The sequence below is a fragment of the Rhizobium sp. SU303 genome, assembly GCF_021052345.1.
Lineage (GTDB): Bacteria > Pseudomonadota > Alphaproteobacteria > Rhizobiales > Rhizobiaceae > Rhizobium > Rhizobium laguerreae.
Map to the genome: position 1 here is coordinate 1,485,063 of NZ_CP088095.1, position 22,661 is coordinate 1,507,723.

At 59.7% G+C, this 22,661-nt stretch carries 18 protein-coding genes and 3 tRNA genes; 19 read left to right on the forward strand and 2 right to left on the reverse strand.

Annotation, left to right across the window (positions count from 1 at the left end; translation table 11 throughout):
* Positions 1-167: 167 nt before the first annotated feature.
* Positions 168-1,058 (reverse strand): 23S rRNA (guanosine(2251)-2'-O)-methyltransferase RlmB, encoded by an 891-nt coding sequence (gene rlmB / locus RlegSU303_RS07375; RefSeq protein WP_151517764.1) that lies wholly within the window; start codon positions 1,056-1,058, stop codon positions 168-170.
* A gap of 200 nt (positions 1,059-1,258) precedes the next feature.
* Between rlmB and RlegSU303_RS07380 the strand changes: the two genes are divergently transcribed.
* From RlegSU303_RS07380 to rpoC, 14 genes are all read left to right on the forward strand, one after another.
* A tRNA-Tyr gene (locus RlegSU303_RS07380) sits at positions 1,259-1,343 on the forward strand.
* Between the two features lie 24 nt (positions 1,344-1,367).
* Positions 1,368-1,441 (forward strand) — tRNA-Gly (locus RlegSU303_RS07385).
* Between the two features lie 347 nt (positions 1,442-1,788).
* Entirely contained in the window at positions 1,789-2,964 is a 1,176-nt protein-coding gene (gene tuf / locus RlegSU303_RS07390; RefSeq protein ID WP_012757012.1) for an elongation factor Tu, read from the forward strand.
* A 202-nt stretch (positions 2,965-3,166) separates the two neighbouring features.
* On the forward strand, positions 3,167-3,301 hold the full coding sequence (locus RlegSU303_RS34220) for a hypothetical protein (protein ID WP_003547509.1): 135 nt from the start codon (positions 3,167-3,169) through the stop codon (positions 3,299-3,301).
* Between the two features lie 171 nt (positions 3,302-3,472).
* Positions 3,473-4,366 (forward strand): NAD-dependent epimerase/dehydratase family protein, encoded by an 894-nt coding sequence (locus RlegSU303_RS07395; protein WP_151518280.1) that lies wholly within the window; start codon positions 3,473-3,475, stop codon positions 4,364-4,366.
* Between the two features lie 168 nt (positions 4,367-4,534).
* Positions 4,535-4,610, forward strand: a tRNA-Trp gene (locus RlegSU303_RS07400).
* Between the two features lie 194 nt (positions 4,611-4,804).
* Entirely contained in the window at positions 4,805-5,005 is a 201-nt protein-coding gene (gene secE / locus RlegSU303_RS07405) for a preprotein translocase subunit SecE (RefSeq protein ID WP_003547514.1), read from the forward strand.
* Between the two features lie 17 nt (positions 5,006-5,022).
* Positions 5,023-5,553 (forward strand): transcription termination/antitermination protein NusG, encoded by a 531-nt coding sequence (gene nusG, locus RlegSU303_RS07410; protein ID WP_003547516.1) that lies wholly within the window; start codon positions 5,023-5,025, stop codon positions 5,551-5,553.
* Positions 5,554-5,729: 176 nt separating this feature from the next.
* Positions 5,730-6,161 carry a 50S ribosomal protein L11 gene (gene rplK, locus RlegSU303_RS07415; protein ID WP_003547518.1) on the forward strand — a complete coding sequence of 144 codons (432 nt, stop codon included), beginning with the start codon at positions 5,730-5,732 and terminating at the stop codon, positions 6,159-6,161.
* Positions 6,162-6,165: 4 nt separating this feature from the next.
* Entirely contained in the window at positions 6,166-6,867 is a 702-nt protein-coding gene (rplA, locus tag RlegSU303_RS07420) for a 50S ribosomal protein L1 (protein WP_003547520.1), read from the forward strand.
* A gap of 329 nt (positions 6,868-7,196) precedes the next feature.
* Positions 7,197-7,715 (forward strand): 50S ribosomal protein L10, encoded by a 519-nt coding sequence (rplJ, locus tag RlegSU303_RS07425; RefSeq protein WP_003547522.1) that lies wholly within the window; start codon positions 7,197-7,199, stop codon positions 7,713-7,715.
* Between the two features lie 58 nt (positions 7,716-7,773).
* Positions 7,774-8,151 (forward strand): 50S ribosomal protein L7/L12, encoded by a 378-nt coding sequence (gene rplL, locus RlegSU303_RS07430; protein ID WP_003547523.1) that lies wholly within the window; start codon positions 7,774-7,776, stop codon positions 8,149-8,151.
* Positions 8,152-8,414: 263 nt separating this feature from the next.
* Positions 8,415-12,554 carry a DNA-directed RNA polymerase subunit beta gene (gene rpoB, locus RlegSU303_RS07435; RefSeq protein ID WP_012757017.1) on the forward strand — a complete coding sequence of 1,380 codons (4,140 nt, stop codon included), beginning with the start codon at positions 8,415-8,417 and terminating at the stop codon, positions 12,552-12,554.
* A gap of 190 nt (positions 12,555-12,744) precedes the next feature.
* Positions 12,745-16,953 carry a DNA-directed RNA polymerase subunit beta' gene (rpoC, locus tag RlegSU303_RS07440; protein WP_131710432.1) on the forward strand — a complete coding sequence of 1,403 codons (4,209 nt, stop codon included), beginning with the start codon at positions 12,745-12,747 and terminating at the stop codon, positions 16,951-16,953.
* A 149-nt stretch (positions 16,954-17,102) separates the two neighbouring features.
* Here rpoC and RlegSU303_RS07445 read toward each other — a convergent pair whose 3' ends face one another.
* Complete coding sequence (locus RlegSU303_RS07445) at positions 17,103-17,396, reverse strand: hypothetical protein (RefSeq protein ID WP_003547528.1); 294 nt, start codon at positions 17,394-17,396, stop codon at positions 17,103-17,105.
* 497 nt (positions 17,397-17,893) lie between these two features.
* On the opposite strand from RlegSU303_RS07445, the gene rpsL reads away from it, so the two are divergent.
* The 5 genes from rpsL (at position 17,894) to rpsJ (ending at position 22,648) form a co-directional block, all read left to right on the forward strand.
* Complete coding sequence (gene rpsL, locus RlegSU303_RS07450; RefSeq protein ID WP_003547537.1) at positions 17,894-18,265, forward strand: 30S ribosomal protein S12; 372 nt, start codon at positions 17,894-17,896, stop codon at positions 18,263-18,265.
* A 76-nt stretch (positions 18,266-18,341) separates the two neighbouring features.
* Positions 18,342-18,812 (forward strand): 30S ribosomal protein S7, encoded by a 471-nt coding sequence (gene rpsG / locus RlegSU303_RS07455; protein WP_011651422.1) that lies wholly within the window; start codon positions 18,342-18,344, stop codon positions 18,810-18,812.
* Positions 18,813-18,841: 29 nt separating this feature from the next.
* Positions 18,842-20,941, forward strand: coding sequence for an elongation factor G (gene fusA / locus RlegSU303_RS07460; RefSeq protein ID WP_017960035.1), 2,100 nt, complete (start codon positions 18,842-18,844; stop codon positions 20,939-20,941).
* Between the two features lie 68 nt (positions 20,942-21,009).
* Positions 21,010-22,185 carry an elongation factor Tu gene (gene tuf, locus RlegSU303_RS07465; protein ID WP_012757012.1) on the forward strand — a complete coding sequence of 392 codons (1,176 nt, stop codon included), beginning with the start codon at positions 21,010-21,012 and terminating at the stop codon, positions 22,183-22,185.
* Between the two features lie 154 nt (positions 22,186-22,339).
* Positions 22,340-22,648: a 30S ribosomal protein S10 gene (rpsJ, locus tag RlegSU303_RS07470; RefSeq protein ID WP_003547547.1), complete on the forward strand. Its 309-nt coding sequence runs from the start codon at positions 22,340-22,342 to the stop codon at positions 22,646-22,648.
* Positions 22,649-22,661: the final 13 nt, after the last annotated feature.

The window sequence follows — 22,661 nt, forward strand, 5'->3', positions numbered from 1 at the left end:
TGCGGTAGCGGCGGACGAGCGAAAGCGGCCTGCCGCCTTCCAGAGCCGCGAGCGTGGGAATAAAACGGATCATGACAATTCCCCTATTGCCGCGACGACAGCGTCACGCGCCTTTTCAGACGCGCAAAGGACGTTGTAGCACTTTGAATGACTGCCTGCGGGCCAGCCTATGCCTTCAGGTGGATCCGCGCCGCATAAAGCGCGATTGCCGCTGCATTCGAGACGTTGAGCGATTTGATCGAGCCCGGCATGTCGAGACGGGCAAGTGCGTTGACGGTTTCCCGCGTCTTCTGCCGCAGTCCCTTGCCCTCGGAGCCGAGCACGAGCGCCACTTTCTGGCCCGAGAAGGTGCCTTCGAGTGGCGCCGGCGCTTCCGAATCGAGGCCGATGGTGGAGAAACCGAGCTTGTGCAATTCACCGAGCGCATCGGCGAGATTGGTGACCTGTATATAAGGTATCAGTTCCAGCGCGCCGGAGGCGGACTTGGCGAGCACGCCCGATTCGGTCGGGCTATGCCTCTGGGTGGTGATGACCGCTCCCGCATTGAAGGCGACGGCCGAGCGCATGATCGCGCCGACATTGTGCGGATCGGTCACCTGATCGAGGACGAGCAGGAGAGGGCTTTCCTTCAGCGCTTCGAGCCGGCGCACCGGAAGCGGCCGTGTTTCCAGCATCACGCCCTGATGGATCGCCTCGGGGCCGAGCACCTTGTCGATCTCCTGCGGCGAGACGATCTCGAAGGGAATGCCGAGCGCCTCGACGTCGACTTCGAGGCGCGCCAGTGCATTCTGCGTCACGAACAGCTTGATCTTCTTGCGCTCGGGATTGTCGAGCGCTGCACGCACCGTATGCAGGCCATAGAGATGCACTTGGTCGGGCGCTAGCGTTGGCGGCTTCCAGTCCTCGCCGCCGCGCTTGCGCTTCTGCGGCTGAGGTGTCGGAATCTCGCCGCGTTCGCGCTTGGCGTCGCGGTGGGCGCGCCGCAGAGTGGCGTAATGCGTATCCTTGGCGGATGGGTCTGTCGCGGTCTTGCCGCCGGATTTGTTGTCTTTGCTCATGCAGCTTTATAGCCATGGCGCTCGCTGCCGCATAGGCTTTCTTTCATATGCCGGCTTTCGGTGGCGAATGAAATTTTTCGTGTTTTTTCCGTTGTCATCGTGTTGACAGACTGAAATGCTCCGGTCATATACGCGGCGCAGACGACGGGCAGCAACGCTTCGAAGTCTGACGAACTTGGTCTTGCGATCCGGACGAAACTGGAGAGATGCCCGAGTGGTTAAAGGGGACGGACTGTAAATCCGTTGGCTCAGCCTACGTTGGTTCAAATCCAACTCTCTCCACCATTCGTCATCGGATCGGACCACCCCGCGGGTATAGCTCAATGGTAGAGCAGCAGCCTTCCAAGCTGAATACGCGGGTTCGATTCCCGCTACCCGCTCCAGTTTCCGTTACGCTACTTCATATGACCGCTGCAGCGGTCGTCCCTAGATGTCTCCGGCGCCGCCTGAGAAGCTGATGATTGCGGTTATCGGCTGGCAGGGAAGGGCGCTCGACGCCGAACGTCTATGGTGGGTCTCCGGCGGTCAATGCGATTTTCTCTAAGATTTCAGCGATTTTCGAGGGGGCTTTGGCGAATCGCCTTGCAGGCGGCGAATTGTCTCCCATATGCGCTGTCAGGCCAAGTTTGGCGTCTGCAATTAAGTCTTGCGCAATGTCGCCGAAAGCCTTAAACGGCGGCACTAAACCGGTTCGCCGGGGCCACCATTTTCGTTCACAGGAAGCATTCAAATGGGAAAGAGTAAGTTTGAGCGCAACAAGCCGCACGTCAACATTGGCACGATTGGCCACGTTGACCACGGTAAGACGTCTCTGACGGCAGCGATCACGAAGTACTTCGGTGAGTACAAGGCGTACGACCAGATCGACGCGGCTCCGGAAGAAAAGGCGCGTGGCATCACGATTTCGACGGCCCACGTTGAGTACGAGACGCCGGCCCGCCACTACGCCCACGTCGACTGCCCCGGCCACGCCGACTACGTCAAGAACATGATCACCGGTGCTGCCCAGATGGACGGCGCGATCCTGGTGTGCTCGGCTGCTGACGGCCCGATGCCGCAGACGCGCGAACACATCCTGCTGGCCCGCCAGGTTGGCGTTCCGGCAATCGTGGTGTTCCTGAACAAGGTTGACCAGGTTGACGACGCCGAGCTTCTCGAACTGGTCGAGCTCGAAGTGCGCGAACTGCTGTCGTCCTACGACTTCCCGGGCGACGATATCCCGATCGTCAAGGGTTCAGCACTTGCTGCTCTCGAAGATTCGGACAAGAAGATCGGCGAGGATTCGATCCGCGAACTGATGGCCGCTGTCGACGCCTACATCCCGACGCCTGAGCGTCCGATCAACCTGCCGTTCTTGCTGCCGATCGAAGACGTGTTCTCGATCTCTGGCCGCGGCACGGTTGTGACCGGCCGCGTCGAGCGTGGCATTGTCAAGGTTGGCGAAGAAGTCGAGATCGTCGGCATCCGCCCGACGACGAAGACGACGGTGACCGGCGTTGAAATGTTCCGCAAGCTGCTCGATCAGGGCCAGGCTGGCGACAACATCGGCGCGCTGATCCGCGGCGTTACCCGTGATGGCGTCGAGCGTGGCCAGATTCTGTGCAAGCCGGGTTCGGTCAAGCCGCACAAGAAGTTCATGGCTGAAGCCTACATCCTGACGAAGGAAGAGGGTGGCCGTCATACGCCGTTCTTCACCAACTACCGTCCGCAGTTCTACTTCCGCACGACCGACGTGACGGGCATTGTGACGCTGCCGGAAGGTACGGAGATGGTCATGCCGGGCGACAACGTCACGGTATCGGTCGAGCTGATCGTTCCGATCGCGATGGAAGAAAAGCTGCGCTTCGCGATCCGCGAAGGCGGCCGCACCGTCGGCGCCGGCATCGTCGCGTCGATCGTCGAGTAACTTTCGAGTTATCCGCAATTATGAAGACCCCGCTGGAAACAGCGGGGTTTTTCATTTTGATGGCTTCCTGTAGGTTTAACAGGTGTTGTAAAAATATCGTTAAATTGGCCTGTCACAGTATTTTGTTCATCTCACGTTCAGAAACCGGTTTGTGATTGGACCATTGTAGTCCAGACTCCTTCTTGCAAAGAGGAGAGCCCGGATGATTCCAAAGGCCACATTCGCTGCGACGATATTCGCGATGTATGTTTTCACGATGTTTTTCATCGCTGCAATACCGCAAGAAGTTGTTCAGTCTGCCGTCGTGCAGATTGGCGAGGTAAGTGTCGTCAAGTGACGACCTTTGCCGAACATCGCAGGGTTCTGCGATGATCGGAAATGATCGGCCAGGTGCTCCCGGATAGGATGCTCCTGGCGGCGCGGGGGTGAACCCTTGCAGGACGCTCGCTTGCTCTTCGCGCGGAAGCGTCTATCTATGCCTCCGATTTCATGACGCGGAGGATATTCCATGAAGAGACGTATTCTGTTCACCGGCGGTTCAGGCAAGGCAGGTCGCCATGCTGTGCCATGGCTCGTCAATGCCGGCTACGAGGTTCACAACCTTGATCTCGTGCCGCTGGATAGCCCCGGCGTCACCAATCTCATCGCCGACATCACCGATAGCGGTCAGGTGTTCAACGCGCTCTCGATGCATCGCGATTTTCCCGATCTCGATGCGGGCAGGGGCGTTCAGCCCTTCGACGCCGTCGTGCATTTCGCCGCCATCCCGCGCATCCTGATCAAGCCCGACAACGAAACCTTCCGCATCAACACGATGGGCACCTATAATGTCATCGAGGCGGCGGTGAAGCTCGGCATCCGGAAGATCATCGTCGCATCGAGCGAGACGACCTACGGCGTCTGCTTCGCCGAAGGCCATCGCGATTTCCACCAGTTCCCGCTGGAGGAGGATTACGACGTCAATCCGATGGATTCCTACGGCCTTTCCAAGGTGGTCAACGAAAAGACGGCGCGCGCCTTTGCCGAACGTTCGGGCTTCGACATCTATGCGCTGCGCATCGGCAATGTCATCGAGCCTGACGAATACGAGAAGTTCCCGACCTTTTTCGCCAATCCCGAGATGCGCAAGCGAATCGCCTGGAGCTATATCGACGCCCGCGACCTCGGGCAGATCTGCCATCTCTGCATCGAGAAGGACGGCCTCGGCCACCAGGTCTTCAACGCCGCCAACGACACGGTCTCGGCGAATACGCCATCGAAAGAGCTTGCCAAGCGATTCTTTCCGAACGTGCCTTTCACCCGCGAGATCGGCGAATATGAGGGACTGCTCTCCAACCGCAAGATCCGCGAGGTGCTGGGTTTTAAGGAAGAGCACGATTGGCGGAAATATGTGAAGGTCTGAACGGACCTTGGTTCCGCGATTGAAAGGCCGATCGTTCGCATATCAGGAGATTGGTTTTGAAAATCGAAAATCGTGCTTGCCAATCCCGTGTCGTCGTCTTAAAGGGAGCGCCATGCTTTTCAGCAGCGATTTGCGGGCCTTGGCCCTGGCGCTGAATGATCGGTATGAAGGGGTATAGCTCAGTTGGTAGAGCGGCGGTCTCCAAAACCGCAGGTCGTAGGTTCGAGCCCTACTGCCCCTGCCATTTCCTGGATGCGGGACAGCGCGGACATGCTCGCGGCATTTCCGGTCGGGGATTGATTGGTGGTAAGTAATTTCGTTAAACTTCGGTTTCCCCCTTGTGTATTCGGAAATCGGTGTTTATTTAGGGTTCAACAGACACGCGGTGCGTGGGGCTGATAGTTTCAGCTTTACGCGCCGTAATTGCGTGGGCAGTCGATGGCATCCAAATCCAATCCGTTTGCGTTTCTGCAGCAGGTTCGCTCCGAGACGTCGAAAGTTACATGGCCGTCGCGCCGCGAGACCATGATCTCGACGGTCATGGTGCTGGTGATGGTGGTTTTCGCCGCGCTGTTTTTCTTTGCCGCTGACCAGCTGATCGGCTGGGCTCTGAGCTTCGTGCTGAATACCGGCAACTGATACGGGTGGAGATGAAAATGGCGGCACGTTGGTACATCGTCCACGCATATTCAAATTTTGAAAAGAAGGTGGCTGAAGACATCGAGAACAAGGCTCGCCAGAAGGGGCTTGAGCACCTGTTCGAGAAGATCCTCGTGCCGACTGAAAAGGTGGTGGAAGTGCGTCGCGGCCGCAAGGTCGATTCCGAGCGCAAGTTTTTCCCGGGCTATGTCATGGTTCGTGCCAATCTGACGGACGAAGCCTACCACCTGATCAAGAATACGCCGAAGGTCACAGGTTTCCTCGGCTCCGACAATAAGCCCGTTCCGATTCCGGATTATGAAGCCGAGCGCATTCTCGGTCAGGTCCAGGAAGGTGTCGAGCGGCCGAAGGCCTCCATTACCTTCGAGATCGGCGAGCAGGTCCGCGTTTCCGACGGCCCGTTCGCTTCGTTCAACGGCACGGTTCAGGATGTGGACGAAGAACGTTCGCGCCTGAAGGTGGAAGTGTCGATCTTCGGCCGCGCAACGCCGGTCGAGCTGGAATACGCTCAGGTCGAGAAGGTCTGATTGCAGAAACTGGAAGCTGGCCCTTGCGGCCTGTTTCCTGCGGACGTCGTCCGCACCCGCGTGGAAGGTGAGGGGTCTTAGCCGGACCCTAAGGATCCGCACCACGCAACCGCAGCCGCCGGAGAGATCCGGCATCACGGGCCGGGCAACCGGCCGTTCATGAAAGGCAGAGAGATATGGCTAAGAAAGTTGCAGGCCAGCTCAAGCTTCAGGTCAAGGCAGGATCGGCAAATCCGTCCCCGCCGATTGGCCCGGCGCTTGGTCAGCGTGGCATTAACATCATGGAATTCTGCAAGGCGTTCAATGCCGCCACGCAGGAAATGGAAAAGGGCATGCCGATTCCGGTCGTCATCACCTATTACCAGGACAAGTCCTTCACCTTCGCGATGAAGCAGCCCCCGGTCAGCTACTGGCTGAAGAAGGAAGCGAAGATCACGTCCGGTTCCAAGACGCCCGGCAAGGGCGCCAAGGCCGGCTCCCTCACCAAGGCTCAGATCAAGTCGATCGCAGAAGCCAAGATGAAGGATCTGAACGCAGCGGATATCGAAGGTGCAATGGCGATGATCGAGGGCTCTGCCCGCGCCATGGGCCTGGAAGTGGTGGGTTAAGATCATGGCTGGTAAGCGCACGCAGAAGATCAACGAAGGTGTTGATCCCACCAAGCTCTACGCTCTGACCCTGGCCATTGGCATGGTCAAGGAACGGGCTGTCGCCAAGTTCGACGAAACCATCGAAGTCTCGATGAACCTCGGCGTCGACCCACGCCATGCGGACCAGATGGTTCGCGGCGTCGTCAACCTGCCGAACGGCACGGGCCGCACGGTTCGCGTCGCCGTCTTCGCTCGTGGCGCCAAGGCTGACGAAGCCAAGGCCGCAGGTGCCGATATCGTCGGCGCCGAAGACCTCGTCGAAATCGTCCAGGGCGGCAAGATCGAATTCGATCGCTGCATCGCCACCCCCGACATGATGCCGCTCGTCGGCCGTCTCGGTAAGGTTCTCGGTCCGCGCGGCATGATGCCGAACCCGAAGGTCGGCACCGTCACCATGGATGTCGCCGGCGCCGTCAAGGCTTCCAAGGGCGGCGCTGTCGAGTTCCGCGTCGAGAAGGCCGGCATCGTCCATGCCGGTATCGGCAAGGCCTCGTTCGACGCCAAGGCTCTGGAAGAAAACATCCGCGCCTTTGCTGACGCCGTCATCAAGGCGAAGCCGGCTGGCGCCAAGGGCAACTACGTCAAGCGCGTGGCGATTTCCTCGACCATGGGCCCGGGCGTCAAGATCGAGCCCGGCTCGGTCACCGGTGCTCCGGCTGCGTAAGTTTATGGCCGGGCTTTAAGTCCGGCGACTGAATTTCCGGCCTCGCAAGGGGCCGGAATATTCCGGAGAAATCCGGAATCCTGTCCGAGATTGCAGGTGGTTTTCCCTTAATCACTGTGCCTGCATGAGACGGGTAAGACCCGAATTGCAAGAAGTTCGCTTCTAGGAACTCGGTTCGAGCCTTGGATGCCTTGTGCCTCTTTAGCCTTGATTGGCGCGAGAGCGCGGGGGGACAGGATCCTCAAGCGTCGCTTGGGATCTCGCATGATCCCAGGAGGCAAAAGGCAACCGGCGGGCCCATTTTCGGTCCTGCCAACTGGAGATAGGCAGTGGAAAGAGCGGAAAAACGCGAATTCGTCACGGAACTGAACGAAGTCTTCAAGGCTTCGGGCTCAGTTGTCGTGGCCCACTATGCTGGTGCCACAGTCGCGCAGATGAACGATTTTCGTTCGAAGATGCGCGCAGCTGGCGGCACCGTCAAAGTCGCGAAGAACCGCCTGGCCAAGATTGCCCTTCAGGGTACGGAAGCGGAAGGGATGTCCAATCTCTTCAAGGGTCAGACGCTGATTGCATACAGCACCGATCCGATTACCGCTCCGAAGGTCGTCATGGATTTCGCCAAGACCAATGACAAGATCATTGTTCTGGGCGGCGCCATGGGAACAACCACGCTCAACGCCGATGCAGTCAAGTCGCTTGCGACCCTGCCTTCGCTCGATGAGCTGCGTGCGAAGCTGCTGGGCATGATCCAGACACCGGCTACCCGCATCGCTGGGGTTGTTGCAGCACCGGCAAGCCAGCTTGCACGCGTGTTTGCGGCCTACGCCAAGAAGGACGAAGCCGCGTAAGGCGGTTTTTCGCTGTTTATAATCAACCGGTTCGAACCGAACAAAAGGAACTAGTAAAATGGCTGATCTCGCAAAGATCGTTGACGACCTCTCCTCGCTGACCGTTCTGGAAGCTGCAGAACTGTCGAAGCTTCTCGAAGAAAAGTGGGGCGTTTCCGCTGCTGCTCCGGTAGCTGTTGCTGCCGCTGCCGGCGGTGCTGCTGCTGCTGTCGTTGAAGAAGAAAAGACCGAATTCGACGTCATCCTCGTCGAAGCTGGTGCCAACAAGATCAACGTCATCAAGGAAGTCCGCGCCATCACTGGTCTCGGTCTCAAGGAAGCCAAGGATCTCGTTGAAGCCGCTCCGAAGGCTGTCAAGGAAGGCGTCAACAAGGCTGAAGCCGCTGACATCAAGAAGAAGCTTGAAGACGCTGGCGCCAAGGCCGACGTCAAGTAATCTTGAACTGCTTTTGGGAGGCAGTATCTCTACTGCCTCCCATTTGCCGTTTTTCTGAACGAATTACCCAAAAGCCGCGTCGAAACGGCTTTTGGGTAATGGGTTCTTCAAAAGGATGGTCTCGCACCGAGGGCAGCACAGCAATCCGAGCTGAGCGTTTTCTGGGGTCGGACGAGATTGAACTACTCATTGATTGACGGGATCGACTGGCCATCGGTTCCCGTCCGTTGCAGGCCCGGGTGCAAGATTTTGAAGGAGCGACGATGGCTCAGACCCTTTCGTTCAACGGTCGCAGGCGCGTACGCAAGTTTTTTGGTAAGATCCCCGAAGTCGCAGAAATGCCGAACCTCATCGAGGTTCAGAAGGCGTCCTACGACCAGTTTCTGATGGTTGAAGAGCCGAAGGGCGGCCGACCCGACGAGGGTCTTCAGGCCGTTTTCAAATCGGTTTTCCCGATCACCGATTTCTCCGGCGCATCCATGCTGGAATTCGTGTCCTACGAGTTCGAACCGCCGAAGTTCGACGTTGACGAATGCCGTCAGCGCGACCTGACCTATGCAGCGCCACTGAAGGTGACGCTGCGCCTCATCGTGTTCGATATCGACGAGGATACCGGCGCGAAGTCGATCAAGGACATCAAGGAGCAGTCCGTTTACATGGGCGACATGCCGCTCATGACCAACAACGGCACGTTTATCGTCAACGGCACCGAGCGCGTGATCGTTTCCCAGATGCACCGTTCGCCGGGCGTCTTCTTCGACCATGACAAGGGCAAGAGCCATTCTTCCGGCAAGCTGCTCTTTGCTGCGCGCGTCATCCCTTATCGCGGTTCCTGGCTCGATATCGAATTCGACGCCAAGGACATCGTCTACGCCCGTATCGACCGCCGCCGCAAGATCCCCGTGACGTCGCTGCTGATGGCGCTCGGCATGGACGGCGAAGAAATTCTCGACACCTTCTACACGAAGTCGCTCTACAAGCGCGACGGCGAAGGCTGGCGCATTCCCTTCAAGCCGGAAACGCTGAAGGGTGCCAAGGCGATCACCGAGATGGTCGACGCCGATACCGGCGAAGTCGTCGTGGAAGCCGGCAAGAAGCTGACCCCGCGCCTGCTGCGCACGCTGTCCGACAAGGGTCTGAAGGCCCTCAAGGCTGCCGACGACGATCTTTATGGTAACTACCTTGCCGGCGACATCGTCAACTACTCGACGGGTGAGATCTACCTCGAGGCCGGCGACGAAATCGACGAGAAGACGCTTGGCATCATCCTGGCGAACGGCTTTGACGAGATCCCGGTTCTCGGCATCGACCACATCAATGTCGGCGCCTATATCCGCAACACCCTGACAGCCGACAAGAACGAGAACCGTCAGGACGCTCTGTTCGACATCTACCGCGTCATGCGTCCGGGTGAGCCGCCGACCATGGAATCGGCCGAAGCCATGTTCAACTCGCTGTTCTTCGATGCGGAGCGTTACGACCTCTCCGCAGTCGGCCGCGTCAAGATGAACATGCGCCTCGACCTAACCGTCGAAGACACCGTCCGCATCCTGCGCAAGGACGACATCCTGGCCGTGGTCAGGATGCTGGTCGAACTGCGCGACGGCAAGGGCGAGATCGACGACATCGACAACCTCGGCAACCGTCGTGTCCGTTCGGTCGGCGAGCTGATGGAAAACCAGTACCGTCTCGGCCTTTTGCGCATGGAGCGCGCGATCAAGGAACGTATGTCCTCGATCGAGATCGATACGGTCATGCCGCAGGATCTGATCAACGCCAAGCCGGCAGCTGCTGCCGTGCGCGAATTCTTCGGTTCCTCGCAGCTCTCGCAGTTCATGGACCAGGTCAACCCGCTCTCGGAAATCACCCACAAGCGCCGCCTTTCGGCTCTTGGCCCGGGCGGTCTGACCCGTGAGCGCGCAGGCTTCGAAGTCCGCGACGTGCATCCGACCCACTATGGCCGCATCTGCCCAATCGAAACGCCGGAAGGCCCGAACATCGGTCTCATCAACTCGCTTGCGACCTTTGCCCGCGTCAACAAGTACGGCTTCATCGAAAGCCCGTACCGCCGCATCGTCGACGGCAAGGTGACGAGCGACGTGCTCTACCTCTCCGCCATGGAAGAGGCGAAGTATTACGTCGCCCAGGCCAACGCCGAGATGAACGCTGACGGTTCCTTCGTCGACGAATTCGTCGTCTGCCGTCATGCCGGCGAAGTCATGCTCGCCCCGCGCGACAGCATGAACCTGATGGACGTCTCGCCGAAGCAGGTTGTTTCGGTCGCAGCCGCGCTCATCCCGTTCCTGGAAAACGACGACGCCAACCGCGCGCTCATGGGCTCGAACATGCAGCGTCAGGCAGTGCCGCTGCTGCGTGCCGAAGCTCCGTTCGTCGGGACTGGCATGGAGCCGGTCGTTGCCCGTGACTCTGGCGCCGCCATCGGCGCCCGCCGCGGCGGTGTGGTCGATCAGGTCGACGCGACGCGTATCGTTATCCGCGCCACGGAAGACCTCGAAGCCGGCAAGTCCGGCGTCGATATCTACCGCCTGCAGAAGTTCCAGCGTTCGAACCAGAACACCTGCGTCAACCAGCGCCCGCTGGTCACCGTCGGTGACGAGGTCAACCGCGGCGACATCCTCGCCGACGGCCCGTCGACCGATCTCGGCGACCTGGCGCTCGGCCGCAACGCGCTCGTCGCGTTCATGCCCTGGAACGGCTACAACTACGAAGACTCGATCCTGCTCTCCGAGCGTATCGTTGCCGACGACGTGTTCACCTCCATCCACATCGAGGAATTCGAAGTGATGGCGCGCGACACCAAGCTTGGTCCTGAGGAAATCACCCGCGATATTCCGAATGTTTCGGAAGAAGCGCTGAAGAACCTCGACGAAGCCGGCATCGTCTATATCGGCGCCGAAGTTCAGCCGGGTGATATCCTCGTCGGCAAGATCACCCCGAAGGGCGAAAGCCCGATGACGCCGGAAGAAAAGCTTCTGCGCGCCATCTTCGGCGAAAAGGCCTCCGACGTGCGCGATACCTCCATGCGCATGCCGCCCGGCACCTACGGCACCATCGTCGAAGTTCGCGTCTTCAACCGCCACGGCGTTGAAAAGGACGAGCGCGCAATGGCGATCGAGCGCGAAGAAATCGAGCGTCTGGCAAAGGACCGTGACGACGAGCAGGCGATCCTCGACCGTAACGTCTACGGCCGTCTGATCGAGATGCTGCGCGGCCAGGCCTCTATTGCCGGCCCGAAGGGCTTCAAGAAGGGAGCCGAGCTTTCGAACGCCGTCGTCTCCGAATATCCCCGCTCGCAGTGGTGGATGTTCGCGGTCGAAGACGAAAAGGTTCAGAGCGAACTCGAAGCGCTCCGCGGTCAGTACGACGAATCCAAGTCGCGCCTCGAACAGCGCTTCATGGACAAGGTCGAAAAGGTCCAGCGCGGCGATGAAATGCCCCCTGGCGTCATGAAGATGGTCAAGGTCTTCGTCGCCGTAAAGCGCAAGATCCAGCCGGGCGACAAGATGGCCGGCCGTCACGGGAACAAGGGCGTCGTCTCGCGCATTGTGCCGGTGGAGGACATGCCGTTCCTCGAAGACGGCACGCATGTCGACGTCGTTCTGAACCCGCTCGGCGTGCCTTCGCGCATGAACGTCGGCCAGATCCTGGAAACGCATCTGGGTTGGGCTTGCGCCGGCATGGGTCGCCAGATCGGCGAACTGATCGACGCATATAAGGCCAATGGCAACATTGAGCCGTTGCGCAAGACCATCGGCGATGTCGTCGGAGACGGCCCCAAGGCCGAACAGGTCCACGAGTTCGACGACGACTCGGTTCTGCGTCTCGCCGACCAGTGGAAGCGCGGCGTTTCGATTGCGACGCCTGTTTTCGACGGCGCGAACGAAGCCGACGTCAACGACATGCTGCGTCTGGCAGGTCTCAAGGATAGCGGTCAGTCGACGCTCTATGACGGCCGTACCGGTGAGCAGTTCGACCGCCAGGTGACCGTGGGCTACATCTACATGCTGAAGCTCAACCATCTGGTCGACGACAAGATCCATGCTCGTTCGATCGGTCCTTACTCGCTCGTGACCCAGCAGCCGCTGGGCGGCAAGGCGCAGTTCGGCGGCCAGCGCTTCGGCGAAATGGAAGTCTGGGCGCTCGAAGCATACGGCGCGGCCTACACGCTGCAGGAAATGCTGACGGTGAAGTCGGACGACGTCGCCGGCCGCACCAAGGTCTACGAAGCCATCGTCCGAGGAGACGACACGTTCGAAGCCGGTATTCCGGAAAGCTTCAACGTTCTCGTCAAGGAAATGCGCTCACTGGGCCTCAGCGTCGAGCTCGAGAACACCAAGCTTGACGAGGCGCAGGCAGCTCAGCTGCCCGACGCGGCCGAGTAAGCACTTGATAGGGCGTGCGCTGCCAATGCGGCGCACGCCGGTCCCACCGGGCGCCGTATCCGTGTCGGCCCGGAAGGGAAGTTTCGCCGCATCCAGCGGTTATTCTCGTTTAAGCGAGGGAGGCGGCTCCCGGGAATTTGCCGCCGATCATCGCATTTTGAGGGCGCTTTAGCCCATGAAGGAGACAGGCATGAACCAAGAGGTCATGAATCTTTTCAATCCGCAGGTGCCTGCACAGAATTTCGATTCCATTCGGATTTCGATCGCGTCTCCGGAGAAGATCCTCTCCTGGTCTTACGGTGAGATCAAGAAGCCGGAAACCATCAACTACCGTACGTTCAAGCCGGAACGTGACGGTCTGTTCTGCGCGCGCATCTTCGGGCCCATCAAGGACTACGAATGCCTGTGCGGCAAGTACAAGCGCATGAAGTACAAGGGCATCATCTGCGAAAAGTGCGGCGTCGAAGTCACGCTGTCGCGCGTTCGCCGTGAGCGCATGGGTCATATCGAGCTCGCCGCTCCCGTTGCCCACATCTGGTTCCTGAAGTCGCTGCCATCACGCATTTCGACGCTGCTCGACATGACGCTGAAGGATGTCGAGCGCGTCCTCTACTTCGAAAACTACATCGTCACCGAGCCGGGCCTGACCGCGCTCAAGGAGCACCAGCTCCTCTCGGAAGAAGAGTACATGCTTGCCGTCGACGAATACGGCGAAGACCAGTTCACCGCGATGATCGGCGCTGAGGCGATCTACGAGATGCTGGCCTCGATGAACCTCGAAAAGATCGCCGGCGACCTGCGCGCCGAGCTTGCCGACACCACGTCGGATCTCAAGCAGAAGAAGCTGATGAAGCGCTTGAAGATCGTCGAGAACTTCATGGAGTCGGGCAACCGTCCGGAATGGATGATCATGAAGGTCGTTCCGGTCATCCCGCCGGATCTGCGTCCGCTGGTGCCGCTCGACGGCGGCCGTTTCGCGACGTCGGATCTGAACGATCTCTACCGCCGCGTCATCAACCGTAACAACCGTCTGAAGCGCCTGATCGAGCTTCGTGCGCCTGGCATCATCATCCGCAACGAAAAGCGCATGCTGCAGGAATCCGTTGACGCGCTGTTCGACAACGGCCGTCGCGGTCGTGTCATCACCGGCGCCAACAAGCGTCCGCTGAAGTCGCTCTCCGACATGCTGAAGGGCAAGCAGGGCCGCTTCCGCCAGAACTTGCTCGGCAAGCGCGTCGACTATTCCGGTCGTTCGGTCATCGTCACCGGTCCGGAACTGAAGCTGCACCAGTGCGGCCTGCCGAAGAAGATGGCGCTCGAGCTCTTCAAGCCGTTCATCTATGCCCGCCTCGACGCCAAGGGTTACTCCTCGACCGTCAAGCAGGCCAAGAAGCTGGTCGAGAAGGAAAAGCCGGAAGTCTGGGATATCCTCGACGAGGTCATCCGCGAGCATCCGGTTCTCTTGAACCGCGCACCGACGCTGCACCGCCTGGGCATCCAGGCCTTCGAACCTATCCTGGTCGAAGGCAAGGCGATCCAGCTGCATCCGCTCGTCTGCACGGCCTTCAACGCCGACTTCGACGGCGACCAGATGGCCGTTCACGTGCCGCTGTCGCTCGAAGCCCAGCTCGAAGCCCGCGTGCTGATGATGTCGACCAACAACATCCTGCATCCGGCCAACGGCGCGCCGATCATCGTTCCCTCGCAGGACATGGTTCTCGGCCTCTACTATCTGTCGATCCTCAACCAGAACGAGCCGGGCGAAGGCATGGCCTTCTCCGATCTCGGCGAACTGCATCACGCCCTCGAAAGCAAGGTCGTGACGCTGCACACCAAGATCCGCGGCCGCTTCAAGTCGGTCGACGAGGATGGCAAGCCTTACTCGAAGATCTATGAGACGACGCCTGGCCGTCTGCTCATCGGCGAACTGTTGCCGAAGAACGGCAAGGTGCCCTTCGATATCTGCAACCAGGAAATGACCAAGAAGAACATCTCGAAGATGATCGACACGGTCTATCGCCATTGCGGCCAGAAGGACACGGTCATTTTCTGCGACCGCATCATGCAGCTCGGCTTCGCCCACGCCTGCCGCGCCGGCATTTCGTTCGGCAAGGACGACATGGTCATTCCGGATGCCAAGGCCAAGATCGTTGCCGACACCGAAAACCTGGTGAAGGAATACGAGCAGCAGTACAATGACGGCCTCATCACCCAGGGCGAGAAGTACAACAAGGTTGTCGACGCCTGGGGCAAGGCGACCGAAAAGGTCGCCGAAGAGATGATGGCGCGCATCAAGGCGGTCGAATTCGACGAGAAGACCGGTCGCCAGAAGCCGATGAACTCAATCTACATGATGAGCCACTCCGGTGCCCGCGGTTCTCCGAACCAGATGCGCCAGCTGGGCGGCATGCGTGGCCTCATGGCCAAGCCGTCGGGCGAAATCATCGAGACCCCGATCATCTCGAACTTCAAGGAAGGCCTGACCGTCAACGAGTACTTCAACTCAACGCACGGCGCCCGTAAGGGTCTGGCAGACACCGCCCTGAAGACCGCCAACTCCGGCTACCTGACCCGCCGTCTCGTCGACGTCGCGCAGGATTGCATCGTCACGCATGTCGATTGCGGAACGCAGACGGGCCTCACCATGACCGCCATCGTCGATGCCGGCCAGGTGGTTGCCTCGATCGGCGCCCGTATCCTCGGCCGCACGGCGCTCGATGACATCGATCATCCGGTCACGGGTGAGCGCATCGTCGATGCCGGCAGGATGATCCTCGAGCCCGACGTCGTCGAAATCGAGAAGGCCGGCATCCAGTCGATCCGCATCCGCTCGGCACTGACCTGCGAAATCCAGACGGGCGTCTGCTCGGTCTGCTACGGCCGCGACCTCGCGCGCGGTACGCCGGTCAATATGGGCGAAGCCGTCGGCGTCATCGCTGCTCAGTCGATCGGCGAGCCGGGCACCCAGCTCACCATGCGTACCTTCCACCTTGGCGGTACGGCAACCGTGGTCGACCAGTCGTTCCTCGAAGCCTCGTACGAAGGTACGGTGCAGATCAAGAACCGCAACATCCTGCGCAACTCCGATGGCAACCTCGTTGCCATGGGCCGCAACATGACCGTCCAGATCCTGGACGAACGTGGTGTCGAGCGGTCGTCGCAGCGCGTGGCCTACGGTTCGAAGCTGCATGTCGACGAAGGCGACAAGGTCAAGCGCGGCCAGCGCCTGGCAGAGTGGGACCCCTACACCCGTCCGATGATGACGGAAGTGGCCGGTACCGTTCAGTTTGAAGATCTGGTCGACGGTCTCTCCGTTCTGGAAGCGACCGACGAATCGACCGGCATCACCAAGCGTCAGGTCATCGACTGGCGTTCGACCCCGCGCGGCTCGGACCTCAAGCCGGCGATCGTCGTCAAGGATGCCAGCGGCAATATCGCGAAGCTGTCTCGTGGTGGTGACGCCCGCTTCTTCCTCTCGGTCGATGCGATCCTGTCGGTCGAGCCGGGCACGAAGGTCTCCCAGGGTGACGTTCTCGCCCGTTCGCCGCTCGAAAGCGCCAAGACCAAGGACATCACCGGCGGTCTGCCGCGTGTTGCCGAGCTGTTCGAAGCCCGCCGTCCGAAGGACCATGCCATCATCGCAGAGATCGATGGTACGATCCGTCTCGGCCGTGACTACAAGAATAAGCGTCGCGTCATCATCGAGCCGGCGGAAGACGGTGTCGAGCCTGTCGAATACCTGATCCCGAAGGGCAAGCCCTTCCACCTTCAGGAAGGCGACTATATCGAAAAGGGTGACTACATCCTCGACGGTAACCCGGCTCCGCACGACATCCTGGCGATCAAGGGCGTGGAGGCTCTGGCCTCGTACCTCGTCAACGAGATCCAGGAAGTCTACCGCCTGCAGGGCGTCGTCATCAACGACAAGCACATCGAGGTGATTGTCCGTCAGATGCTGCAGAAGGTGGAAATCACCGATGCAGGCGACTCGACCTATATCGTCGGCGACAATGTCGACCGGATCGAGCTCGAAGACGTCAACGATCACCTGATCGAGCAGGGCAAGAAGCCAGCCTATGGCGATCCGGTTCTTCTCGGCATCACCAAGGCGTCGCTGCAGACCCCGTCCTTCATCTCGGCCGCGTCCTTCCAGGAAACGACCAAGGTGCTGACGGAAGCTGCGATCGCCGGCAAGACCGACGGCCTGCAGGGTCTGAAGGAAAACGTCATCGTCGGCCGTCTTATCCCGGCCGGTACCGGCGGCACCATGACCCAGATCCGCCGCATCGCCACGTCGCGCGACGAGATGATCCTCGAAGAGCGCCGCAAGGGCACGGGTGCTGCCGTCGCCACGCCGATGCTGCAGGACATGGCCGAAAAGGCTCCGGCTGCGGAATAATCCGCGGCTGAAGTCGACGAAATGAAAAACCGCCCGGAGCGATCCGGGCGGTTTTTCGTTTTTAGTCTGCTCTGATTGGGAGGGCGGGGAGGGCGCTGCTTTCCGCTTATGCTGCCTGTGGCGACCGGCAGCGTCAGCGGCGGCTCCCTTCAGTTGAACCGGATGATCGCGACTTCGCCTTCGACGGCGCCCTGGTAGGCAGATGCGTGCGGCTCTTCGGCCGGGACCTCGGTCAGCATGCCGATCTGATCGAGATCTGCCTCGATGAAGCCTTCCTCGGCAAGGGCGTTCAAGGCCTCGCGTACGGCAGTGTCGTCGTCAGGCGCCTTCAGCATGATGTGCAGGTCGATGCCTTCGCTGGCGTCGGACTCGTAGCCCTTGCCGATGATGATGAAGATCATCGGGCCGTCGAAATTATTGTCGTTATCAGGTGTCGTGATCATCGCCTGTCCTTCGGCTCTTTGACGATTCGGTCGCTCGAATCCTGCTGTGAGGGCCGAACGCCGCAATTGCTGATTCCTTAACTGCTTTTGCTGCAATGCCCAAGTTTTTATCTTGGGGCACAGCCGTGAATTCGTCTAGAAGGATGAAACAGGGCGTTCGGCCCGCATATCAAGGCGATACGGCGAGTTTATTTCTTAACCGGCCTTGACGAGACGGGTGGAAACCAGTAGTACCCCGGCCATCAGATCCCATGTGAGGCTTGGCTGTTCGGGGCGACTCGCCCTGAAGTTCACCTCAAACAAGGTTCTAAACGCACGTTGAAGTCATGATGCTGCACGCACGACGCATATGCTATGCGTCCTCTGCTCCTTGTGGTCCATCTGCGGAAGCGGATTGGGCCATATTTTGCGCATTGACGGAAAGCGCGCGTCACTGCCGGAGACGGCGCGAGTTCAAGCCCGCAAGGGTACTGAGATAAAACGTAAGGGATGGTTGAATGCCTACCGTAAACCAGCTGATCCGCAAGCCTCGCCAGGCGAACGTAAAGCGTAACAAGGTTCCCGCACTCCAGGAGAACCCGCAGAAGCGCGGCGTTTGCACGCGCGTCTACACGACGACGCCGAAGAAGCCGAACTCGGCTCTGCGTAAGGTCGCAAAGATCCGCCTGACCAACGGCTTCGAAGTCATTGGTTACATCCCCGGCGAAGGTCACAACCTTCAGGAACACTCCGTCGTCATGATCCGTGGCGGCCGCGTCAAGGACCTTCCGGGTGTCCGTTATCACATCATCCGCGGCGTTCTCGATACTCAGGGTGTCAAGAACCGCAAGCAGCGCCGCTCCAAGTACGGCGCGAAGCGTCCGAAGTAATTCGGTTTTTGAATAATCCGGCGCTGCGCGAGGTCCTCCGCGTCATGAAGCGCCTTAACGGTTGAAGAGACAAAATATGTCCAGACGTCATAAAGCAGAAAAGCGCGAGATCAATCCGGACCCGAAGTTCGGCGATCTCGTCGTCACCAAGTTCATGAATGCCATCATGCTCGACGGCAAGAAGTCCGTTGCTGAAAACATCGTCTACGGTGCGTTCGACGTTGTCCAGGGCAAGGCCAAGCAGGAGCCGCTCACGGTTTTCCATTCTGCGCTTGAGAACATTGCCCCGCACGTTGAAGTTCGCTCGCGTCGTGTCGGTGGTGCGACCTATCAGGTCCCCGTCGATGTTCGTCCGGAGCGCCGCCAGGCTCTTGCTATTCGCTGGCTGATCGCTGCTGCCCGCAAGCGCAATGAAACGACTATGGTTGACCGCCTTTCCGGCGAACTGCTCGATGCGTCCAACAACCGCGGCTCCGCCGTCAAGAAGCGCGAAGACACGCACAAGATGGCTGACGCCAACCGCGCGTTCTCGCACTATCGCTGGTAATTCCGAACGGTATCGAAAGGCAGTCCACAATGGCTCGCGAATATAAGATCGAAGACTACCGCAATTTCGGTATCATGGCGCATATCGACGCCGGCAAGACCACGACCACCGAGCGTATTCTTTATTACACCGGCAAGTCGCACAAGATCGGCGAAGTCCACGACGGCGCAGCCACCATGGACTGGATGGAGCAGGAGCAGGAGCGTGGCATCACGATCACCTCTGCTGCCACCACGACCTACTGGAAGGGCCGTGACGGCAAAATGCGCCGCTTCAACATCATCGACACTCCCGGCCACGTCGACTTCACCATTGAAGTCGAGCGTTCGCTGCGCGTTCTCGACGGCGCCATCGCGTTGCTCGACGCCAACGCCGGTGTCGAGCCGCAGACGGAAACTGTCTGGCGCCAGGCTGAGAAATACAATGTCCCGCGGATGATCTTCTGCAACAAGATGGACAAGACCGGTGCGGACTTCTACCGCTCCGTCGAGATGATCAAGACCCGCCTCGGTGCAACGGCTGTCGTCATGCAGCTGCCGATCGGTGCGGAGACTGAATTCAAGGGCGTCATCGACCTGGTCGAGATGAACGCACTCATCTGGCGCGACGAGTCGCTCGGCGCCCAGTGGGATGTCGTCGAGATCCCCGAGGACATGAAGGCCAAGGCTGAAGAATATCGCGAAAAGCTGATCGAGACGGTCGTCGACATCGACGAAGCCGCCACCGAAGCTTACCTCGAAGGTATTCTGCCTGACAACGATCAGATCCGTGCGCTGGTTCGCCGCGGCACGATCGACGTCAAGTTCCACCCGATGTTCTGCGGCACCGCCTTCAAGAACAAGGGCGTGCAGCCGCTGCTCGACGCCGTTGTCGACTACCTGCCGTCGCCGATGGACATCCCGGCGATCAAGGGCATCGACTTCAAGACGGAAGCCGAAATCGAGCGTCATGCCGATGACAGCGAGCCGCTTTCCATGCTCGCCTTCAAGATCATGAACGACCCCTTCGTCGGTTCGCTGACCTTCGCCCGTATCTACTCCGGCAAGCTCGAAAAGGGCACGTCGGTCATCAACACGGTCAAGGACAAGCGCGAGCGCGTCGGCCGTATGCTGCAGATGCACTCCAACTCGCGTGAAGACATCGAAGAAGCCTTCGCAGGCGACATCGTGGCTCTCGCCGGCCTCAAGGAAACCACGACGGGCGACACTCTCTGCGATCCGCTGAAGCCGGTTATCCTCGAGCGCATGGAATTCCCGGAGCCGGTCATCCAGATCGCCATCGAGCCGAAGACCAAGGGCGACCAGGAAAAGATGGGCCTCGCGCTCAATCGCCTGGCTGCTGAAGATCCGTCCTTCCGCGTCAAGACCGACCAGGAATCCGGCCAGACCATCATCGCCGGCATGGGCGAACTGCATCTCGACATTATCGTCGACCGCATGCGTCGTGAATTCAAGGTCGAAGCAACCGTCGGCGCGCCGCAGGTTGCCTACCGCGAAACCATCACCAAGACACATGAGGAAGACTACACGCACAAGAAGCAGTCCGGTGGTACCGGCCAGTTCGCGCGCGTCAAGATCGTCTTCGAACCGAACCCGGACGGCGACGAATTCAAGTTCGAATCGAAGATCGTCGGCGGTTCCGTTCCGAAGGAATACATCCCCGGCGTCCAGAAGGGCATCGAAAGCGTTCTGTCTTCGGGTCCGCTCGCAGGCTTCCCGATGCTCGGCGTCAAGGCGACCCTCATCGACGGCGCCTTCCACGACGTCGACTCGTCGGTTCTCGCCTTCGAAATCGCATCGCGTGCCTGCTTCCGTGAAGCAGCCAGGAAGGCCGGCGCTCAGCTGCTCGAGCCGATGATGAAGGTCGAAGTCGTCACCCCGGAAGATTACGTCGGCGACGTTATCGGCGACCTGAACTCTCGTCGCGGTCAGATCCAGGGCCAGGAAAGCCGCGGTATCGCCGTCGTCATCAACGCGAACGTCCCGCTCGCGAACATGTTCAAGTACGTCGACAACCTGCGCTCCATGTCCCAGGGCCGCGCCCAGTACACGATGACCTTCGATCACTATTCGCCGGTCCCGTCGAACGTCGCAACTGAAATCCAGGCAAAGTATTCCGGTCAGAAGTGACCGGAATACCAATTGACCGATAACAAGAATTAGATCCCTTCGGGGACTAGCAAAACGGAGACCCGAAAATGGGAAAGAGTAAGTTTGAGCGCAACAAGCCGCACGTCAACATTGGCACGATTGGCCACGTTGACCACGGTAAGACGTCTCTGACGGCAGCGATCACGAAGTACTTCGGTGAGTACAAGGCGTACGACCAGATCGACGCGGCTCCGGAAGAAAAGGCGCGTGGCATCACGATTTCGACGGCCCACGTTGAGTACGAGACGCCGGCCCGCCACTACGCCCACGTCGACTGCCCCGGCCACGCCGACTACGTCAAGAACATGATCACCGGTGCTGCCCAGATGGACGGCGCGATCCTGGTGTGCTCGGCTGCTGACGGCCCGATGCCGCAGACGCGCGAACACATCCTGCTGGCCCGCCAGGTTGGCGTTCCGGCAATCGTGGTGTTCCTGAACAAGGTTGACCAGGTTGACGACGCCGAGCTTCTCGAACTGGTCGAGCTCGAAGTGCGCGAACTGCTGTCGTCCTACGACTTCCCGGGCGACGATATCCCGATCGTCAAGGGTTCAGCACTTGCTGCTCTCGAAGATTCGGACAAGAAGATCGGCGAGGATTCGATCCGCGAACTGATGGCCGCTGTCGACGCCTACATCCCGACGCCTGAGCGTCCGATCAACCTGCCGTTCTTGCTGCCGATCGAAGACGTGTTCTCGATCTCTGGCCGCGGCACGGTTGTGACCGGCCGCGTCGAGCGTGGCATTGTCAAGGTTGGCGAAGAAGTCGAGATCGTCGGCATCCGCCCGACGACGAAGACGACGGTGACCGGCGTTGAAATGTTCCGCAAGCTGCTCGATCAGGGCCAGGCTGGCGACAACATCGGCGCGCTGATCCGCGGCGTTACCCGTGATGGCGTCGAGCGTGGCCAGATTCTGTGCAAGCCGGGTTCGGTCAAGCCGCACAAGAAGTTCATGGCTGAAGCCTACATCCTGACGAAGGAAGAGGGTGGCCGTCATACGCCGTTCTTCACCAACTACCGTCCGCAGTTCTACTTCCGCACGACCGACGTGACGGGCATTGTGACGCTGCCGGAAGGTACGGAGATGGTCATGCCGGGCGACAACGTCACGGTATCGGTCGAGCTGATCGTTCCGATCGCGATGGAAGAAAAGCTGCGCTTCGCGATCCGCGAAGGCGGCCGCACCGTCGGCGCCGGCATCGTCGCGTCGATCGTCGAGTAATTAGCGGCTGGGCCACCTGGCCCAAGGAAAGGATAGGGACGCCGATCTCGGTGTCCCTCTCGATCTTTGAAACCGGTGGCCCGCTAACGTAACTGAAGGTAAGTCGTGTCCCTAAGCGGTGACACGCGGATAACAGACACAAGGATAAAGTCGAATGAACGGCCAGAATATCCGCATCCGCCTGAAGGCGTTCGATCACCGGATTCTCGACGCCTCAACGCGTGAGATCGTATCGACGGCTAAGCGCACCGGTGCAAGCGTCCGGGGCCCCGTTCCGCTTCCGACCCGCATCGAGAAGTTTACGGTTAACCGGTCCCCGCACATCGACAAGAAGAGCCGCGAACAGTTCGAGATGCGCACGCATAAGCGCCTTCTCGATATCGTTGACCCGACCCCGCAGACGGTAGACGCGCTGATGAAGCTCGATCTCGCCGCCGGTGTCGATGTTGAGATCAAGCTCTGAGACCTCGGGTCTT

Excerpts from the sequence above, each read along its gene's own strand:
- rlmB (WP_151517764.1), bottom strand. The coding sequence starts at position 1,058 with ATGAGCAAAGACAACAAATCCGGCGGCAAGACCGCGACAGACCCATCC.
- tuf (WP_012757012.1), top strand. The coding sequence starts at position 1,789 with ATGGGAAAGAGTAAGTTTGAGCGCAACAAGCCGCACGTCAACATTGGC.
- RlegSU303_RS34220 (WP_003547509.1), top strand. The coding sequence starts at position 3,167 with ATGATTCCAAAGGCCACATTCGCTGCGACGATATTCGCGATGTATGTT.
- RlegSU303_RS07395 (WP_151518280.1), top strand. The coding sequence starts at position 3,473 with ATGAAGAGACGTATTCTGTTCACCGGCGGTTCAGGCAAGGCAGGTCGC.
- secE (WP_003547514.1), top strand. The coding sequence starts at position 4,805 with ATGGCATCCAAATCCAATCCGTTTGCGTTTCTGCAGCAGGTTCGCTCC.
- nusG (WP_003547516.1), top strand. The coding sequence starts at position 5,023 with ATGGCGGCACGTTGGTACATCGTCCACGCATATTCAAATTTTGAAAAG.
- rplK (WP_003547518.1), top strand. The coding sequence starts at position 5,730 with ATGGCTAAGAAAGTTGCAGGCCAGCTCAAGCTTCAGGTCAAGGCAGGA.
- rplA (WP_003547520.1), top strand. The coding sequence starts at position 6,166 with ATGGCTGGTAAGCGCACGCAGAAGATCAACGAAGGTGTTGATCCCACC.
- rplL (WP_003547523.1), top strand. The coding sequence starts at position 7,774 with ATGGCTGATCTCGCAAAGATCGTTGACGACCTCTCCTCGCTGACCGTT.
- rpoB (WP_012757017.1), top strand. The coding sequence starts at position 8,415 with ATGGCTCAGACCCTTTCGTTCAACGGTCGCAGGCGCGTACGCAAGTTT.
- rpoC (WP_131710432.1), top strand. The coding sequence starts at position 12,745 with ATGAACCAAGAGGTCATGAATCTTTTCAATCCGCAGGTGCCTGCACAG.
- RlegSU303_RS07445 (WP_003547528.1), bottom strand. The coding sequence starts at position 17,396 with ATGATCACGACACCTGATAACGACAATAATTTCGACGGCCCGATGATC.
- rpsL (WP_003547537.1), top strand. The coding sequence starts at position 17,894 with ATGCCTACCGTAAACCAGCTGATCCGCAAGCCTCGCCAGGCGAACGTA.
- rpsG (WP_011651422.1), top strand. The coding sequence starts at position 18,342 with ATGTCCAGACGTCATAAAGCAGAAAAGCGCGAGATCAATCCGGACCCG.
- fusA (WP_017960035.1), top strand. The coding sequence starts at position 18,842 with ATGGCTCGCGAATATAAGATCGAAGACTACCGCAATTTCGGTATCATG.
- tuf (WP_012757012.1), top strand. The coding sequence starts at position 21,010 with ATGGGAAAGAGTAAGTTTGAGCGCAACAAGCCGCACGTCAACATTGGC.
- rpsJ (WP_003547547.1), top strand. The coding sequence starts at position 22,340 with ATGAACGGCCAGAATATCCGCATCCGCCTGAAGGCGTTCGATCACCGG.